Source organism: Bartonella sp. HY038 (assembly GCF_014117425.1).
Classification (GTDB): Bacteria; Pseudomonadota; Alphaproteobacteria; order Rhizobiales; family Rhizobiaceae; genus HY038.
Genome location: NZ_CP059725.1, coordinates 2178682 through 2196033, shown reverse-complemented (window position 1 = coordinate 2196033; position 17352 = coordinate 2178682). Strand labels below are relative to the sequence as shown.

15 protein-coding genes and 1 pseudogene are annotated in these 17352 nt (G+C 41.8%); 13 read left to right on the top strand and 3 right to left on the bottom strand.

What is annotated here, in order from left to right; genetic code table 11:
• Nucleotides 1-9 precede the first annotated feature (9 nt).
• On the top strand, nt 10-261 hold the full coding sequence (locus tag H3299_RS09505) for a PAAR domain-containing protein (protein ID WP_182417437.1): 252 nt from the start codon (nt 10-12) through the stop codon (nt 259-261).
• A 298-nt stretch (nt 262-559) separates the two neighbouring features.
• Nucleotides 560-1209 (top strand): annotated as a pseudogene (locus H3299_RS09500) (IS1595 family transposase).
• 15 nt (nt 1210-1224) lie between these two features.
• On the opposite strand, the gene H3299_RS09495 reads toward H3299_RS09500, so the two are convergent.
• Entirely contained in the window at nt 1225-1881 is a 657-nt protein-coding gene (locus H3299_RS09495; protein ID WP_182417436.1) for an IS1595 family transposase, read from the bottom strand.
• 336 nt (nt 1882-2217) lie between these two features.
• Between H3299_RS09495 and rsmH the strand changes: the two genes are divergently transcribed.
• The 11 genes from rsmH to murB all read left to right on the top strand — a co-directional run bounded on the left by rsmH (nt 2218) and on the right by murB (nt 16253).
• Entirely contained in the window at nt 2218-3204 is a 987-nt protein-coding gene (gene rsmH / locus H3299_RS09490; protein ID WP_182417435.1) for a 16S rRNA (cytosine(1402)-N(4))-methyltransferase RsmH, read from the top strand.
• Nucleotides 3201-3593 (top strand): hypothetical protein, encoded by a 393-nt coding sequence (locus H3299_RS09485; protein ID WP_182417434.1) that lies wholly within the window; start codon nt 3201-3203, stop codon nt 3591-3593. The genes rsmH and H3299_RS09485 overlap by 4 nt, the downstream gene beginning before the upstream one ends.
• Nucleotides 3590-5323: a penicillin-binding protein 2 gene (locus H3299_RS09480; RefSeq protein ID WP_182417433.1), complete on the top strand. Its 1734-nt coding sequence runs from the start codon at nt 3590-3592 to the stop codon at nt 5321-5323. Before H3299_RS09485 ends, H3299_RS09480 begins: the two co-directional genes overlap by 4 nt.
• A gap of 404 nt (nt 5324-5727) precedes the next feature.
• On the top strand, nt 5728-7170 hold the full coding sequence (locus tag H3299_RS09475) for a UDP-N-acetylmuramoyl-L-alanyl-D-glutamate--2,6-diaminopimelate ligase (RefSeq protein ID WP_182417432.1): 1443 nt from the start codon (nt 5728-5730) through the stop codon (nt 7168-7170).
• The gene (gene murF / locus H3299_RS09470) at nt 7167-8660 is read left to right on the top strand and encodes a UDP-N-acetylmuramoyl-tripeptide--D-alanyl-D-alanine ligase (protein ID WP_182417431.1); all 1494 of its coding nucleotides are present in this window, start codon (nt 7167-7169) and stop codon (nt 8658-8660) included. The genes H3299_RS09475 and murF overlap by 4 nt, the downstream gene beginning before the upstream one ends.
• A 167-nt stretch (nt 8661-8827) precedes the next feature.
• Nucleotides 8828-9901 (top strand): phospho-N-acetylmuramoyl-pentapeptide-transferase, encoded by a 1074-nt coding sequence (gene mraY, locus H3299_RS09465; protein ID WP_182419726.1) that lies wholly within the window; start codon nt 8828-8830, stop codon nt 9899-9901.
• A 37-nt stretch (nt 9902-9938) separates the two neighbouring features.
• Nucleotides 9939-11366 (top strand): UDP-N-acetylmuramoyl-L-alanine--D-glutamate ligase, encoded by a 1428-nt coding sequence (gene murD, locus H3299_RS09460; protein WP_182417430.1) that lies wholly within the window; start codon nt 9939-9941, stop codon nt 11364-11366.
• A 178-nt stretch (nt 11367-11544) separates the two neighbouring features.
• Nucleotides 11545-12699, top strand: a complete 1155-nt coding sequence (ftsW, locus tag H3299_RS09455; RefSeq protein ID WP_182417429.1) for a putative lipid II flippase FtsW — start codon at nt 11545-11547, stop codon at nt 12697-12699.
• Nucleotides 12700-12703: 4 nt separating this feature from the next.
• On the top strand, nt 12704-13870 hold the full coding sequence (murG, locus tag H3299_RS09450) for an undecaprenyldiphospho-muramoylpentapeptide beta-N-acetylglucosaminyltransferase (protein ID WP_182417428.1): 1167 nt from the start codon (nt 12704-12706) through the stop codon (nt 13868-13870).
• Entirely contained in the window at nt 13854-15257 is a 1404-nt protein-coding gene (gene murC, locus H3299_RS09445; protein WP_182417427.1) for a UDP-N-acetylmuramate--L-alanine ligase, read from the top strand. The genes murG and murC overlap by 17 nt, the downstream gene beginning before the upstream one ends.
• A 24-nt stretch (nt 15258-15281) precedes the next feature.
• On the top strand, nt 15282-16253 hold the full coding sequence (gene murB / locus H3299_RS09440) for a UDP-N-acetylmuramate dehydrogenase (protein ID WP_182417426.1): 972 nt from the start codon (nt 15282-15284) through the stop codon (nt 16251-16253).
• Nucleotides 16254-16328: 75 nt separating this feature from the next.
• On the opposite strand, the gene H3299_RS09435 is transcribed toward murB, so the two are convergent.
• Together H3299_RS09435 and H3299_RS09430 are read right to left on the bottom strand one after the other, a co-directional pair.
• On the bottom strand, nt 16329-16652 hold the full coding sequence (locus tag H3299_RS09435) for a YodC family protein (RefSeq protein ID WP_182417425.1): 324 nt from the start codon (nt 16650-16652) through the stop codon (nt 16329-16331).
• A gap of 143 nt (nt 16653-16795) precedes the next feature.
• Entirely contained in the window at nt 16796-17191 is a 396-nt protein-coding gene (locus H3299_RS09430; protein ID WP_182417424.1) for a VOC family protein, read from the bottom strand.
• Between the last annotated feature and the right edge of the window lie 161 nt (nt 17192-17352).

The following is a 17352-nucleotide window of genomic DNA, read 5'->3' as shown; positions in this document are numbered from 1 at the left end:
GGGGTTAACGTGGCAAAAGAAGTTGTGCGGGTTGGCGATCTCCATCAATGTCCAATTCATGGTGATAATGTTGTAATTAGCGGACAAGCAGCTATATCTGATCCAAAACCAATTGCATGTATTGGCGATAGTTGTGCTTGCGGTGGTGTTATTACGCAGGGAACGTCATCTCTTACTATTAATGGTAAGCAAGTTGCATATACCGGTTGTACGACTTCATGCGGGGGTATCGTAATTGGTAGTTCAACTTTGAAAGTTTAAGGCAAATTATAACCAACGTTTTTGAGAAAAATTAAATTTTGATAATGAATAGCCGATCTTCTGTCATTTTATTTCATCAAAAAGCATTCTTGAAATTACATTTCTAATCTGCGATAATTTATAAGTTTCAATAATCAAAATTTTTATGTTTTAAAATGACGAAAGGGGCGGCAAACCGCCCCTTCGCTTCTATATCCCTTTGCGAGGTAGCGGCAACTGGTTCCAATGCCGTGGATATTTTTAGTCGCTGGCATAGATAGCTAAAAAAGCTGTTGCTATCAGATGGATAAGTGACGGCGTGAATGTCGCCTTTTTACGTAAAAAATTTGAACTTCTCGAGTATTTCGTAACCGGTTCAATGGCTCGTTCTGCTGCCGTTTTATCAAGAATAAACAGGAACACAGCTGCCCTTTATTTCCACAAGCTGCAAGAGGAAATAGCTTTCCGCCTTGAACAGGAAACGCCTGAACTTATGTGTAGTGAAATTGAACTTGATGAGAGTTATTTGGGTGCTGTGCGTGAAGGCAAAAGAAGACGTGAAGCTGGCGGGGACACACCCATATTCGAATTTTAAAACGCAATGGAAAAGTTCATGCGTTTCCTATACCAAATGCCCGTACTGAAATGCTTTACCGATTATTAGGCAATCAATTAAGCCAGATTCCATTGTTTATCACGATAAGCTTTTCTGCCTATGATGTTCTTGATGTGACTGAGTTTTACCATGATCGGGTCAAGCATTTAAAACCTTTGGGCAAAAGCCTTTGTGGATGAGCACAACCATATCAATGGGATCGAGCATTCGGGAGCCAAGCCAAGCGGCATATGGGTCGCTTTAATGGCATCCCAAAAGAGCACTTTCACCTCTACTTAAAAGAGTGTGAATGGCATTTTAACTATCGACCAACACAGAACTTGATTAAAGTATTGTCAAGTTGGATGAAATAATTATGGGGCTGACACCTAAGATTGTGATTTAAGGATGATTTTAAGATCATCTAGCAACTGTTTAGGTGTACCGATATTAAAGCGCCATTCACATTCTTTCAAGAATAGATTGAAATGCTCTTTTGGAACTCCGTTAAACTTTCTCATATGTCGTTTGGCTTGGTTCCAAAAATTTTCAATGCCATTAATATGGTTCTTTTCATTCGCAAATAAGATTGAATGATTAATGCGGAAATGTTTAAATTCTGAAACATCAAGCGCATTATATCCTCGCCAACAATCTGTATAAACAATGCTGTCAGGTACGATTTTCTGGCGGATTATAGGCATAAGCGTATCTGTTTTAGCATGCAAGATGATTTGTGTATAAACTTGACCACCTCGCTTAAAAATACCAAAGACAGCAACTTTACCTGCGGCTCCTCGACCGCGCATGCCTTTGCTATGATCTCCAAAATAACTTTCATCTAATTCGATTTCACCCGCAAATTGTTCCGCACGTTCCTGTTGTTTTACGGCAATTGAACATCGCAATTTATGAAAAAAGCGTACAGCTGTATTGCGATGAATACCAGCCAAATCAGCAGCTGTTCTAGCGGTTGAACCCGCAATGAAGTATTTCATAAGCTCGAACTGCTTATTTCTTGTTAGTTTACAATGATTTACATACATAAAGAGACCCTAACTTATATAAAGTCAGGTGTCAGCCCCATAATTATACTTAACCCTTATCTATGCCAGCCTCCTAAAGTGTTTTAGGTAAGCTGCAATCACATCAAATTTTTAGGCTTTTTTGCTCAATTTTCTATATAGAAAATGCAAAATTTAGTTGCTTTATAAAAAATGATGTCATGAATGATAAAGAATTCACTAATTAATTTTTTAAATTAACATTTTTCACGGTCTTTCTAATAATTCGTTAAGCATAATGGCGCAAAATGTAACCAAATCAGCTTGGAGAGGTCTCCCTCATGGTTGTATGGGTTTAAAAAGCAATGAAGGCAAAAGATGACTGAAGGTTATGAGCGTCACATACCTGTAATGCTAAAGGAAGTTTGCGATAGTGTAGCCCCACTTGAAGGGACGACTATTGTTGATGGTACCTTTGGAGCAGGAGGTTATTCGCGTGGCTTTTTAGAAAAAGGCGCAAATGTCATAGCGCTTGACCGTGATCCAAATGCCATTGCTGGTGCAAAAACATTGCTAGATCAATATAATGGACGGCTTAGGTTGATTGAAACGGCTTTTTCTAATATCGCACAAGTTGTTGACAAAAAGGTCGATGCGGTCGTTCTTGATATTGGTGTTTCATCGATGCAGATAGACGAAGCCGAACGCGGATTTTCTTTTCAAAAAGATGGGCCGCTTGATATGCGTATGTCACAAAAAGGCGTAAGTGCTGCCGATGTGGTTAACCGTTTAAAGGCCGGTGATCTTGCGCGTATTTTTGGATTTTTGGGAGAAGAACGCCAAGCAGGCCGGATTGCACGTATGATCGAGGCAAGACGCGAGACAACGCCTTTTACGCGCACGGGTGATTTGGCAAAGGCGATTGAAGCGTCAATTGGACGTAAACCTAATGCCATTCATCCAGCTACTCGCGTTTTTCAGGCCCTTCGTATTTATGTTAATGATGAACTTGGTGAACTTGCAAAAGCCTTATTGGGGGCAGAGCAAATCTTAAAGCCAGGTGGCAAGTTGGCTGTCGTTACTTTCCATTCGCTAGAAGATCGTATGGTAAAGCGCTTCTTTGCCGATCGTTCAGGTAAACGGCCACAGTCGCGCCATATGCCTAATAGTTTGGATCTTTTGCCCTCATTTGAACCGTTGTTTAAAGGTGCAATGGCAGCAAGTGAAGCGGAAATTGATATAAATCCGCGTTCGCGATCAGCAAAATTACGGGTCGGGGTGCGCACCGATAATCCTGCCTATGATAACGATATGGCCATTTTTCAGCTTGCAGATCTTGCGCCACTAAAAGGACATTCGCGATGACTGTTTTTCGCACATCTCATATTATAATGGTTGCTATTATGGTCTTGGCTGCAGCCATAACTTATAAGGTAAAATATGATGCGTTAAAGCGCTATGCTGAAGTGCGTCGTATCGAGCGACAAATTAGTGCTGAAAAAGATACGCTTGCTTTGTTAAAAGCAGAATGGGCAATGATGACAACCCCTACTCGTATGATGCGACTTGCCGAGCAATATAAGGATGGACTAAATTTGGCAACAATTGAACCGCGTCAGATCGTTAAGCCAAATGATATTCCAGAACGCTTGCCTGACGAAATTGAAAAGCTCATCATGAATAGTGAAGAATTACTAGCTGGGGAACTTGGTCAAAACAGCGACACGATAAAGACTGGGAGTGTAAAGCCATGAAATTAACCAATTTCTTGTTTCGGAAAAAAGCTCCTTTAACTAAGTTTGAAGTTTTAGAAAAACATGCATCTGATGCGAAGCGCACCAGTCGTCGCATGTTTTTTGTTGCTGCCTGTTTTATGGGGGTCTATGCGGTTATTGGCGGGAAGCTTTACCTTTATGGTCAACAAGGTGGTGAGATAGAAGAAGCGCGTGGTCCTGCCCAGCTTGATATGACATCGCGGCCTGATATTGTAGATCGTAATGGGGTATTGCTCGCCACTGACATTAAAACCTATTCGCTTTTTGCTGAGCCACGTCGCATAATTGATGCCAATGAAACGATTGAACTTTTATCAACGGTTTTGCCAAACCTTAATTGGGAAACTACCTATAAAAAATTGCGTCGTGATACTGGTTTTGCTTGGATTGAACGTGGATTAACACCGCGGCAAAAATCAGACATTATGGCACTTGGCATTCCTGGTGTAGGTTTTAGAATGGAAACGCGGCGCTTTTATCCATCAGGACCTGCTGCATCGCACATTTTAGGCTTAGTTAATATCGACAATCAGGGTATTGCCGGTATGGAAAAATATATCGACAATGCTGGTCTTAGTGATTTGCGTGCGGCTGGGCTTGCTGATCCATCGTCATTGGAGCCAGTTAAGCTTTCAATTGATATTCGCGTGCAATCAATCGTGCGCGATGAACTTGTACAGGCGATGGAACGATATAAGGCGATTGCCGCAGGTGCGGTTGTATTAAACGTTAAAACGGGCGAGGTTATTGCTTTGGCCTCTATGCCTGATTTTGATCCGAATAATCCAGTCAATGCTTTGGAAAAAGATCGGCTTAACCGCATGACCGCCGGTACCTTTGAAATGGGATCAACCATTAAAAGTTTCACCACTGCCATGGCGCTTGATTCAGGCAAGTTTCGTTTAAATTCGATGATTGATGCATCAAAGCCTTTGCGTTTTGGTCACCAAACCATTCGCGATTTCCACGGTAAATATCGCCCACTCGCTTTATGGGAAGTATTTATCTATTCGTCCAATATTGGTTCAGGTCGTGAAGCCGATACGGTTGGTATCGAGGGGCACCGTGCATTCTTGAAGCGTTTAGGTCTTTTAGATCGCATGACAACCGAATTACCAGAAGTGGCGCGTCCTGTTGAACCACGCACATGGAAAAAAGTTCATTCTATGACCATTGCTTTTGGACATGGAATGATGACGACGCCCCTGCAAACTGCAGTTGGTGCTTCAGCTTTAATGAATGGTGGCCATTTGATTGAGCCAACCTTCTTGAAGCGCAATCAAGCAGAGGCGCTTGAGCATTCGACTAAAGTGGTTAGCGATGAAACAAGCCGTGATATGCGTTACCTTTATAAGCTGAATGCCGATATTGGTTCGGGACGTCGTGCAGCCGTAAAAGGCTATCGTGTTGGCGGTAAAACGGGCACGGCTGAAAAGGTTGTAAACGGTAAATATTCCAAGAATAAGCGCTTTAATTCTTTCCTTGCTGCTTTTCCAATGGATGATCCAACCTATATGGTGCTAACAATTATTGACGAACCGCAACCAGAAGAAGGTAAATTTACCGCGACTGCTGGTCTAAATGCTGGACCAATGGCGGCAAATATTATTACACGATCAGCTTCGTTCTTAGGAATTTCGCCAGATTTTATGGAAGAAAGCGCGCCGATCCTCGCGGCAGGTGATGTTTCAGGCAATTTACCTGACTAAGACACAAAAAACATTAAATGTATTTATAGAAATGACAATAAAAGCAGTTGGTTAGATCCGCTGATTGCCAATATTCAAGTAATACTGATGGTGAATGGTAAAGATACAAAAACCAAATATCTAGAGTGTTTTTACAATTAAACATAAGTGAAAAATGCACTAGATTATAGTAATGAAATGCTGCTATATGTTTATATTGATAATATAAACTGACAGATAATGGTAATGGAATTATGCCTTTTGGGCGTATTTTGGGTAGTTCTGAGCAATAATATAAAGATTGGCTAGGTAAAAATAGTGATTTAAAGTGCTTATAAGGTGCAGTTTTTTGATTTTAAGATATAGGCACTATAGGATAATTAAATCCTGCTTTACGCAGAAGCCATTTTGGGAAAGGGCAGAATATGAAGCTCGCAGATTTGTTAGGCAGTAGAGATATTTCTCCAACAATTAATATCACTGGCCTTACAGCTGACTCTCGCGAAGTTTTGCCAGGTTATGTGTTTTTTGCTTTAAAAGGCAATGCAGGAGATGGCCAGCAATTTATTAGTGATGCCATTAAGCATGGTGCTAGCGCGGTTATTAGTGAAAAGCGTAGCCAAAGTGCTAAAATTCCCATTCCTTTTTTTGAAGTTGACGATGTGCGCCATGCATTGGCCATGGCTGCTTCGCGTTTTTATCCACGCCAACCGGAAGTTATTACTGCAGTAACCGGTACGAGTGGTAAGACTTCCGTTGTTTCGCTGTTGCGACAAATTTGGTGGGATACAGGTTTTGCCGGTGCAAGCATTGGCACTGTTGGTGTTTTTTCTCCTAAAATTAGCCGCTATGCAGCTCTGACTACACCGGGTCCGGTTGAATTGCACCGCGTTTTACAAGAGCTTAATGACGAAGGCGTAACGCATCTTGCGATGGAGGCATCTTCGCATGGTATTGATCAAAGGCGTTTGGATGGCGTTCGTTTAAGTGCTGCCGCCTTTACCAATCTTGGCCGCGATCATTTGGATTATCATGCCAATTTAGAAGAATATTTTAACGCAAAAATGCGGTTGTTTAATACGTTACTCCCCATGGATGCGCCAGCCATTATCTATGCTGATAATAAATATTCCGAAAAAGCTATTGAACATGTGGTTCGCGCCAAACGCAAGGTTTTAACCGTTGGGCGCAAAGGTTCATTCATCCGCATTAAGCGGGTAGAACATGAACGTTATCGCCAATATGCCGAAATTGAATATGACAATGAAATTTATGAAATTTTATTGCCATTAGCGGGTGACTTCCAAATAGCCAATGCCCTTGTTGCGGCAGGTATCGCCATTGCGACGGGTGTACCGGGTGCGGCAGTTTTTCGTGCATTGGAGCGTGTTAAAGGCGCACCGGGTCGGCTCGATCTTGTCGGTACAACCAGCGATGGTGGTGCGGTTTATGTTGATTACGCCCATAAGCCCGACGCTATGGATAATGTTTTAAAATCTGTGCGTCCTTTCACCAAAGGTAAAGTCATTGTTGTTTTTGGCTGTGGTGGTGATCGCGATAAGGGTAAAAGAGCGATTATGGGTGAAATTGCCAGTAATCTTGCTGATATTGTCATTGTTACCGATGATAATCCGCGCTCGGAGAATCCCGATGATATTCGTCGGCAAATACTGAAAGGCGCAACCAATGCTATCGAAATTGGTGATCGTCGCGCAGCTATCCGTGAAGGGGTGGCTCTTATGGGGGCAGGGGACACACTGATTATTGCGGGTAAGGGGCATGAAGAGGGGCAAATTATTGGTAGTAAGGTATTGCCTTTTTCAGATCATGCCGAAGTCCATGCCGCATTGGAGGCTCGTAGCCGATGAATTCCACATTGACACAAGAATCGAATGGCACGCAAGAATTGAATGCACCGCTTTGGAGTAAAGAAGCTTTTTATGAAGCGATTGGCGGCAGCGTTTTTGGCGAATTTTCAAATGATATTTTTGGTATTTCCATTGATAGCCGCAGTTTGCAAAAGGGTGATGCTTTTTTTGCTATTGCGGGCGATAAGTTTGATGGTCATGATTTTGCCAAAGGCGCATTTGAAAATGGTGCAACGATTTTAGTAGTTGATGAACCGCATAGCCAAGATATGCAATTATTGGCCAAAGAATTTCAAAAACCGCTTTTAATTGTTGATAATGTTTTAAAAGCCTTGGAGCGATTAGGCGAGGCTGCCCGCTTGCGCAGCAAAGCAAAAATTATTGCCATTACTGGGTCGGTGGGAAAAACCACCACCAAAGAAGCTTTGCGTCATGTGTTAAGTGGTTTTGGCAGTGTTCACGCCAATCCTGCATCTTTTAATAATCATTGGGGGGTACCGCTAACCTTAGCAAGAATGCCGCAAAATATTGATTTTGGCATTTTTGAAATTGGCATGAATCATGAAAATGAAATTAGGCCTTTGGTAAAATTGGTAAAGCCGCATATTGCATTAATTACGCGAATTGGTGCGGCCCATATGGGGTATTTTTCTTCACTTGAAGCAATTGCTGATGCTAAAGCGGAAATATTTGAAGGCATTATTCAAGGTGGTAATGCACTTATCAACATAGATGACGATCTTGGCGCTTATCTTGTTGATAAAGCGAAACAAACTGGCATTAGCTCAATTTTAAGTTTTGGCGAAAATAAAAAAGCTGATTACCAATTGCGTGAAGTCACTTTAAACGCCCAAAATTCTGATATTACTATAGAGACACCAAAGAAAAGCTTATCGCTTACTATTGGCGTACCCGGTCGTCATATCGTACAAAATATGCTGGCAGTGATTGCAATATGTGATCTTTTGAAGCTTGATCTTATAAAGGTTGGTCAATCGCTTGGCTCTTTACAAGCTGAGAGTGGGCGCGGTGCGCGGCATATTTTAAAAAATGCCAATGGTGATTTAATTACCCTTATTGATGAAAGCTATAATGCTAACCCTACCTCGATGCGGGCAGCATTATTATTGCTCAAAAATTGCCAACCTAAAAATCAGGGCAGGCGCATTGCCGTGCTTGGCGATATGTTGGAATTAGGGCGTTTTTCGCAGAAATCTCATGAAGATTTATTCGTGCCGATTAAAGATGCCAAGGTTGATGTAGTTTTTCTGGTTGGTAGTGAGATGAAAGCCTTAGCCGAGAAGTTCGAACATGAAAATAATGGTGAGGTAAGTGCCACGCTCTCTCAAAAAGTTATTTGGCAAGAAACTATTGCACAATTACAGCCGCTTGTTTTAGCCGAGCTTCAGGGCGATGATGTCATTATGATAAAATCATCTAACGGCATTGGTTCTGCAAAAATCGTTCAAGCATTGCTATCCCTTAATTAAAAATGCTTTTGATAATAAAAATTAACCACTTTTATTATATGACATTGTCAAAGACGAATGAGTTTTTTCATTCGTCACAAGATTTATAACCATATTATTGCCGTTTGCATTCAATCGGTTGTTTAATAAAGGCCGCCGCCATGTTTATGTATTTGCCTGATTTTTTGATGAATTTGCCTGATTGGCTTCCAGAAGGATTGCGTAGAATTCCAGGTCTTGGCGTCTTCCGGTATATTTCGTTTAGAACGGGTGCGGCCACCTTAACATCGGCAATGATCGTATTTTTATTTGGCCCTAGCATTATTGCAGCCTTGCGTCTGCGACAAGGGCGCGGTCAGCCTATTCGTGCTGACGGACCGCAAACTCACTTCAAAAAAGCTGGTACCCCTACCATGGGCGGTTTGATGATATTGACTGGCGTTGTCGTATCATCATTGTTGTGGGGCAATTTACATAATGTCTATTTTTGGACAGTGTTGCTGGTCATGCTTTCCTTTGGCCTTATTGGCTTTTATGATGATTATTTGAAAGTTACCAAGCAGACGGAAAAGGGGTTTTCTGGCAAAGCGCGGTTGAGTCTCGAAGCGTTGATTGCCGCAATTGCTGCCTATGTCATTATGCGTGCGGGTAGCAGTGGTCTTGCCTTTCCTTTTGTTAGTTACATGCTCAATCTTGGTTGGTTCTTTATTCCTTTTGCAGCCCTTGTCATGGTGGGCACTGGCAATGCCGTCAATTTTACTGATGGGTTAGATGGGCTTGCTACCGTACCAGTGATGGTTGCAGCCGCATCCTTTGCTTTGATTGCTTATTTATCGGGTAATGCTGGCTTTGCTAGTTATTTGCAGATTCATTATGTGCCTGGTACTGGCGAACTTGCAGTGCTGTTAGGGGCGGTGATCGGTGCAGGTCTTGGATTCTTGTGGTTTAATGCGCCACCTGCTGCCATTTTTATGGGTGATACTGGTTCGCTTGCGCTTGGCGGTATGCTTGGTGCCATTGCGGTTGCCACAAAGCATGAAATTGTCTTGGTGATTATTGGTGGTGTGTTTGTTATGGAAGCTCTATCGGTTATTATTCAGGTTGGCTCATTTAAACTAACCGGCAAGCGGGTTTTCTTGATGGCACCTATCCATCACCATTTTGAAAAAAAAGGTTGGACTGAAAGCCAAGTGGTTATCCGTTTTTGGATAATATCTATTGTTCTTGCCTTAATTGGCCTTGCTACATTAAAATTGCGATAAGCGTAGTTTAATCAAAATCATATCAAATGGGGTTTTCATGATTACGGTTTCTAGTTTTAAAGGTGAAAAAGTAGCCCTTTTCGGTCTTGGTGGCTCTGGTATTGCAACTGCTAAAGCTTTGATTGCTGGGGGCAGCAAGGTTATTGCTTTTGATGACAATCTTGCAAGTGTTGAACGGGCAAAACAAGAGGGTATTACAACAGCTGACTTACATTTCATTGATTGGAGTGAGATAAAGGCGCTTATTCTCGCGCCCGGTGTACCACTAACCCATCCTCAGCCCCATTGGTCAGCGCAAATAGCTAAAGCAAACAATATTGAAATTATTGGCGATATTGAATTATTTGTGCGCGAGCGCAATGCATTTTTATTGCGCAATCATTTATCATCGCAAGATTGTCCGTTTATTGCCATTACTGGTACTAATGGTAAATCAACCACAACGGCACTTATTGCGCACTTGCTTCAAGAAGCTGGCTATGATGTGCAAATGGGTGGCAATATTGGCACCGCAATTTTATCGCTTGAGCCTTTTGAAAAAAAGCGTTGCTATGTCATTGAGTGTTCATCATATCAAATAGATCTTACGCCCTCAATTAATCCCACCATTGGTATTTTGTTAAATCTCACTCCGGATCATATTGATCGTCATGGTACTTTTGAACATTATGCTGCAGTTAAAGAACGATTGATAAAAGGTTCAAATATTGCCGTTGTTTCAATTGATGATATTTTTTGCGAAAAAATCGCTATTCGCGTTTTGGAGCGTCAAAATAAGTTGATACCATTTTCAACCAAGCGGCACATTGACAATGGTTGGTTTGCAGAAAATGGCAATATATTGAGAGCTGGCCATAAAGAACAACAAAAAATTACCAATCTGATCGGCATTGTTTCTTTGCGCGGCGTTCATAATGCGCAAAATGCCCTTGCTGCTTTGGCTACATGTGTAGCAATCGGTGTTGACGAAAAAAAATTGGCAGCTGCGATTTTAACTTTTAAAGGGCTTGCCCATCGTATGGAAGAGGTGGGCCGTAAAGATCATGTTGTCTTTATCAATGATAGCAAGGCAACCAATGCCGAGGCGACAGCACCAGCCCTATCAACCTTTGATCATATTTATTGGATTGCAGGGGGCGTTGCTAAAGAAGGTGGAATTTCATCCTTAAAGGAATTTTTCCCGAAAATTCGCAAAGTCTATTTAATCGGCGAAGCGGCAACAGGATTTGCGCAAACTATTGGCGATAACATAGATGTGGTAATGAGCAAAACCCTTGAAAAAGCTATAGAGCAGGCCTCCCTTGATGCTTCACTTGCTAAAGCTGAAATAGAGGCGCAAAGTGGCTCAGATGCAATAGCAGCTGTTTTATTGTCACCTGCTTGTGCAAGCTTTGACCAATTTGCAAATTATAGTGCACGGGGTGATGCTTTTAGAGATTTAGTGCAAAATACAATATTGCGCTAATTAAAAAATAATTGTGCTTAACCAAAATTTTTAAAAATATTAACTATTCTCTATTTCTTTGCGTTTATGCTGCAATAAAATTTCCTAATTTAAAAAAAATCTGGGAAAAGTGGCAATCTGATTTTTGTTGTTTGTAATATAAAGCAACAAAAGACCCAAAGAAAAAGGAAGCAATAGCATGGTCAGTCGCGTTGATCGTGGAGCAGTTGCAAATTGGTGGTGGACCATTGACCGCTCAATTCTTGCCGCCTGTCTGATGTTGATGGGACTTGGCGTGTTCTTATCCTTTGCCGCAAGTCCAGCAATTGCAAGCCGCATCGGTATTGCCGACAGTTTTCATTTTGTAAAATTGCATATAAAATATATCGTCCCCGCTTTCGTTGTGATGATCACCATATCCTTTTTCTCGCCCTATAATGTACGCCGTGCAGCGATTGTTTTGCTTGGTATCTCATTAGTGCTATTGGTGGCTGTGTTGGTTATAGGTATAGAGATCAAAGGTTCGAAGCGTTGGATTTCAATGCTTGGTGTGACCATTCAGCCATCAGAATTTATGAAGCCAGCCTTTGTTGTTGTTTCAGCTTGGCTTTTTGCTCAGCATGGTGAAAAAAATAAAATACCTGGTTACACATCAGCAATTGCGCTTTTTATTATAACTGCGACATTATTAGTGCGTGAGCCCGATGTTGGCCAAACGATTCTTATTACTGCCGCATGGGGAGGATTGTTCTTCCTTGCTGGTATTCCATGGATCGTGGTACTTTTCTTTATTGCCCTTGCTATTTTCGGCGGTTTTGGTGCTTATATGCTTCTTCATCACGTACGTGAGCGAATTGATGCTTTTTTGCATGGCGAAGGTGATACTTTTCAGGTTGATGTGGGGCGCGAAGCAATTATTAATGGTGGTTGGTTTGGGCAGGGACCTGGCGAAGGTACAGTAAAGCGGATTGTGCCTGATGCGCATACGGACTTTGTTTTTTCTGTTGCGGCGGAAGAATACGGAATTATTCTGTGTGTTCTTATTGTTGCCTTATTTGGCTTTATCGTGATCCGTTCACTTTATATTGCTTCAAAAGAACAAGATAAATTCACTTGCTTTGCAATTGCTGGTATAGCAATGTTGTTTGGCGTGCAATCGATTATTAATATTGCGGTGAACTTGCATCTTATGCCACCCAAAGGTATGACCTTGCCATTTATTTCTTATGGTGGTTCGTCTCTTGTAGCGATTGGTATTACTATGGGCTTTTTATTGGCATTAACCAGAAAGCGTCCAGAAGCGCGTATGTCACAATATTACTCACGAATGAATTTATCAAAAACGGTAGCATGATAAGATGACAAAAGGCAAAATTGTTTTAGCAGCAGGGGGCACTGGTGGCCATTTATTTCCGGCTGAAGCTTTAGGGGCAGAGCTACAAATGCGTGGCTATGACGTGCATCTTTTAACCGATGGTCGTGCACAACGCTTCGTTAGTTTTTTTGATGCAGATCATGTCCATGTTATTAATTCTGCTACTATCAAGGGTAAAAATCCAATTGCCATTATTAAAACGCTTTGGCAATTGCTCAAGGGCGTGCGGCAATCGCGTAAATTATTACATAGCTTAAAGCCGGTTTTGGTTTGTGGTTTTGGCGGTTATCCAACACTTCCTCCACTTTATGCTGCATCTTCCATGGGAATTCCAACTCTTATTCATGAGCAAAACGCGGTCATGGGGCGAGCAAATCGCTTTTTAGCAGGCAAGGTCACGGCAATTGCCGGTGGTTTTTTAACCCAAGAAGGTGAATTTGCCTCAAAGATTATTGTAACCGGTAATCCCGTGCGGCCAGCGGTAATAGATGCTGCCAAACTACCTTATAAAGCAGTTGAAGCTGGTGCGCCTTTTAATTTACTTGTTTTTGGTGGTAGTCAAGGTGCAAGCTTTTTTTCTGAAATTTTGCCGCAAGCCTTAAAGCTTATTGATGAAACTAAGCGTAATTCTATTTTAGTGACGCAACAAGCGCGACCACAAGATATTGAAGCGGTAACGCAAGCATATGCTGATTTGGGCATAAAAGCTGAAATTGCTAGCTTTTTTGATAATATGGCAGAGCGTATTGCTAATGCTCAATTTATAATAGCGCGTTCTGGCGCATCGACAGTTGCAGAAATTGCCGCTATCGGCAGGCCAGCTTTATTGGTGCCTTATCCTTATGCACTTGATCATGATCAGGCAGAAAATGCCGCATCCCTTGCAACATCTGGCGGCGTTAAGGTATTAGCGCAAAAGAATATTGATGCAGATGTTATGGCTGAAATTATAACGGGCGCACTTGATGATCCAAAGCTAATGGTAACGATGGCAGCTGCAGCACATCAAGCAGGACGTGTACAGGCAACGCAAAGTTTAGCTGATTTGGCTGAAGGCTTAATTGCAAAAAAGACAATCGCTGAGATAAAACAAAAAGAAATTGATCAACAGACAAGCAAATTGGAGAACAAGCATGAAAATGCCGCTTAATATTGGCCTTATTCATTTTATCGGTATTGGCGGTATAGGTATGAGTGGCATTGCCGAGGTGTTGCATAATCTCGGCTATCAAGTGCAGGGCTCGGATCAAAGTGATAATGCTAATGTTATACGTTTGCGTGAAAAAGGCATTAAGGTTTTCATCGGCCATGATGGAAACAATCTTGGTGATGCGGAAGTTGTCGTTGTTTCCACCGCGATTAAAAAGACCAACCCTGAATATATGGCAGCACGTGAACGCCTATTACCAATAGTGCGCCGTGCAGAAATGCTGGCCGAACTCATGCGTTTTCGCCAAGCTGTCGCGATAGGTGGTACCCATGGCAAAACTACAACCACATCAATGGTTGCGACATTGCTTGACGCTGGTGGTTATGATCCAACCGTAATCAATGGTGGTATCATCAATGCTTATGGCACTAATGCCCGCATGGGTGAAGGTGATTGGATGGTGGTGGAAGCCGACGAAAGTGATGGCACATTTTTAAAATTGCCAGCTGATATTGCGGTTGTTACCAATATTGACCCAGAACATCTTGACCATTATGGCAGTTTTGATGCGGTGCGCGAAGCCTTCCGCCAATTTGTTGAAAATGTACCATTTTATGGCTTTGGTGTTATGTGTCTTGACCATCCTGAAGTTCAAACTATGGTTAGCCGCATTGATGATCGCCGCATTATTACTTACGGCAACAATCCGCAGGCAGATGTACGCTTTCTTAATCATCATATGGAAGGTGCAAATTCGCATTTTGATGTGATTATTCGTAACCGTAAAACGGGCGAAACGGTTGAGATGAAGGATCTTGTTTTGCCAATGCCAGGGCTTCATAATGTATCAAATGCGACTGCGGCTATTGCTGTTGCCCATGAGCTTGGCGTGACGGATACAGCAATTGCTAAAGGATTGGCTGCTTTTGGTGGAGTAAAGCGCCGCTTTACCCATAGCGGAAGCTGGAATGGAATTGAATTTTTTGATGATTATGGTCACCATCCAGTGGAAATTAAAGCGGTGTTAAAAGCCGCGCGTGAGGCAACTAAAGGTAATGTCATTGCGATTGTACAACCGCATCGTTTTTCGCGTTTGCATGATTTGTTCGATGATTTTGCCACTGGATTTAATGATGCCGATCGTGTTGTTGTGGCACCAGTTTATGCCGCAGGCGAAGAACCAATCGAAGGTGTATCGGCGCAAAGCCTTGTTGAGCGAATTAAAACTGCAGGTCACCGTGATGCACGCTTTGTGAGCGGTGTTGAAGATTTACCAACTATGATTAAGGATATTGCCAAGCCCGGTGATTTTGTGGTGTTTTTGGGTGCTGGTAATATTACGCAATGGGCTTATCAAGTGCCGCAAGAATTGCAAAAATTGGCTTAAAACATTTGTTGATTGGTTTTATAAATGACAATATATCAAGCAATTGATGGTGAAGCACTTTTAAAACAATTGCCAATTGACCAATTGCGGGGTCGTTTACAGGCCAATGCTGATATGAGCAAGGTTACATGGTTTCGCACCGGTGGCCCTGCTGAGGTATTTTTTCAACCCGCAGATGAAGACGATTTGGCAGTTTTACTACAATCATTGCCAGAACATATTCCATTAACCATCGTTGGTATTGGCTCTAATTTGATGGTGCGTGATGGTGGTATAAAAGGCGTTGTTGTTCGCCTTTCCGCCAAAGGTTTTGGCAATGTTGTCATGAATGATGTTGGACAATTGGTTGCGGGGTCGGCGGCGTCGGATAAAAGCTTGGCTACTGCTGCACTTAACGCGAAAATAGGGGGCTTTCATTTTTATTTTGGTATCCCCGGCAGCATTGGCGGCGCTTTACGGATGAATGCGGGTGCCAATGGTATTGAGACGGCAGAGCGTTTGGTGGAAGCCCATGCGTTAGATCGGCAAGGTAATAAGCATATTATTAAAGCGGCTGATATGGGCTTTTCTTATCGTCATATTGCTATTGCCGATGATCTTATTTTTACCTCTGCGGTATTTTCGGGTTATCAAGCCAATGAAGCTGATATTATGGCGGCGCGTGACGAGGTTATTCAACATCGCGAAAATGTGCAGCCGGTGCGAGAAAAAACTGGTGGCTCAACATTTCGTAATCCTGATGGCACGTCAGCTTGGAAAGTTATTGATGAGGCAGGGTGCCGTGGTTTACAAATTGGCGGCGCACAAATGTCGCCCATGCATTGCAACTTTATGATTAATGTTGGCAATGCAACCGCCTATGACCTTGAATTATTGGGTGAAACAGTACGCCAAAAAGTATTTGCCAATTGCAGTATTGACCTGCATTGGGAAATTAAACGCATTGGCCAATTTTTACCCGATAGACAAGTGATGTCTTTTGAGGCTGAGCTTTAAATCGAAATATTGCGCCCCATTCGCGTAGCAAAAAAATAAAAGGTGCAATCTTATAAACTGCACCTTTTATTTTAATTACTCTTCATCTTTATGGTCAGAAGACATAGCACCTGCTGCGGCTGTTTTGGGCTTGGCAGTTTTAGACTTTACAGCCTTTTTGTTTGTTTCATCGCCCTTTGCAATAATTGGTGGTGTTTTGAAAACAGGTAAAAGGTCAGCTTTTACTTTGTCTGTTTTTTCAACCGGATTGACCAATTCAACAGTATCTTTGCGAAAAACTGCCGTTTTAAGTCTATCATCTTTAAACCAAATACAGGTTGCCTTGCCGCCATCAACCTTTTGGGCGGTCATGGCAGGGCCACCTGATTTAAGCTTTACAATATCGCCAACTTTAAACATAGTTTTTCCTTTAATTCATCGCGAAAGTTAAACTATTATAAGTCACCAATATTGCGGTTTTATTATAAAATAGATTTTAACTAAAATAGCTAAAAGAACTTTGTTCGTGATTTGGTAAATTATAATGCTAAGTATTAAAAAAACTAACCAAAGCGGCCACCTTTTTCAATAACTTCAATTTGGTAGCCATCGGGGTCGGCCACAAAGAAAAAACGTGCAACTTTTTTACCCTGTTGATCTAATTGCACCAATTTACGTGGGGCAAAGCCATCACGTTCAAATTGGGCGTGAGTGGCATCAATATCATCAACGACAAAAGCTGCATGGCCATAGCCATCACCAAGATTATAAGGCTCGGTTCGGCCTTTATTGACTGTTAATTCCAATTCAAAACTATTTTCTTCATTGCTCAAGTAAATTAATGTAAAGTCGTCAAATTCTATTTTTTCTGCAACCTTTAAATTGAATGCTTTTTGGTAAAAATCAACTGATCGCTTTTCTTCAAGGACGCGGATCATGCTATGGACAAATTTTGCCATTGTCTTTTCCTTTACAGGCTATTTAGCTTCGTTCTAAATACAACTATAGCGTTTTTATTAAAGTTAGCCAAGGCATGCCAATATCCAACAAACAAGTCTTATGGGTTTTATCATATTAATCGTTTTAATATAACGGCTTAGTTTTAAATGTTTTACTTATA

Excerpts from the sequence above, each read along its gene's own strand:
- rsmH (WP_182417435.1), top strand. The coding sequence starts at position 2,218 with ATGACTGAAGGTTATGAGCGTCACATACCTGTAATGCTAAAGGAAGTT.
- ftsW (WP_182417429.1), top strand. The coding sequence starts at position 11,545 with ATGGTCAGTCGCGTTGATCGTGGAGCAGTTGCAAATTGGTGGTGGACC.
- murC (WP_182417427.1), top strand. The coding sequence starts at position 13,854 with ATGAAAATGCCGCTTAATATTGGCCTTATTCATTTTATCGGTATTGGC.
- H3299_RS09485 (WP_182417434.1), top strand. The coding sequence starts at position 3,201 with ATGACTGTTTTTCGCACATCTCATATTATAATGGTTGCTATTATGGTC.
- murG (WP_182417428.1), top strand. The coding sequence starts at position 12,704 with ATGACAAAAGGCAAAATTGTTTTAGCAGCAGGGGGCACTGGTGGCCAT.
- murD (WP_182417430.1), top strand. The coding sequence starts at position 9,939 with ATGATTACGGTTTCTAGTTTTAAAGGTGAAAAAGTAGCCCTTTTCGGT.
- H3299_RS09435 (WP_182417425.1), bottom strand. The coding sequence starts at position 16,652 with ATGTTTAAAGTTGGCGATATTGTAAAGCTTAAATCAGGTGGCCCTGCC.
- H3299_RS09480 (WP_182417433.1), top strand. The coding sequence starts at position 3,590 with ATGAAATTAACCAATTTCTTGTTTCGGAAAAAAGCTCCTTTAACTAAG.
- murB (WP_182417426.1), top strand. The coding sequence starts at position 15,282 with ATGACAATATATCAAGCAATTGATGGTGAAGCACTTTTAAAACAATTG.
- mraY (WP_182419726.1), top strand. The coding sequence starts at position 8,828 with ATGAATTTGCCTGATTGGCTTCCAGAAGGATTGCGTAGAATTCCAGGT.
- murF (WP_182417431.1), top strand. The coding sequence starts at position 7,167 with ATGAATTCCACATTGACACAAGAATCGAATGGCACGCAAGAATTGAAT.
- H3299_RS09495 (WP_182417436.1), bottom strand. The coding sequence starts at position 1,881 with ATGTATGTAAATCATTGTAAACTAACAAGAAATAAGCAGTTCGAGCTT.
- H3299_RS09475 (WP_182417432.1), top strand. The coding sequence starts at position 5,728 with ATGAAGCTCGCAGATTTGTTAGGCAGTAGAGATATTTCTCCAACAATT.
- H3299_RS09430 (WP_182417424.1), bottom strand. The coding sequence starts at position 17,191 with ATGGCAAAATTTGTCCATAGCATGATCCGCGTCCTTGAAGAAAAGCGA.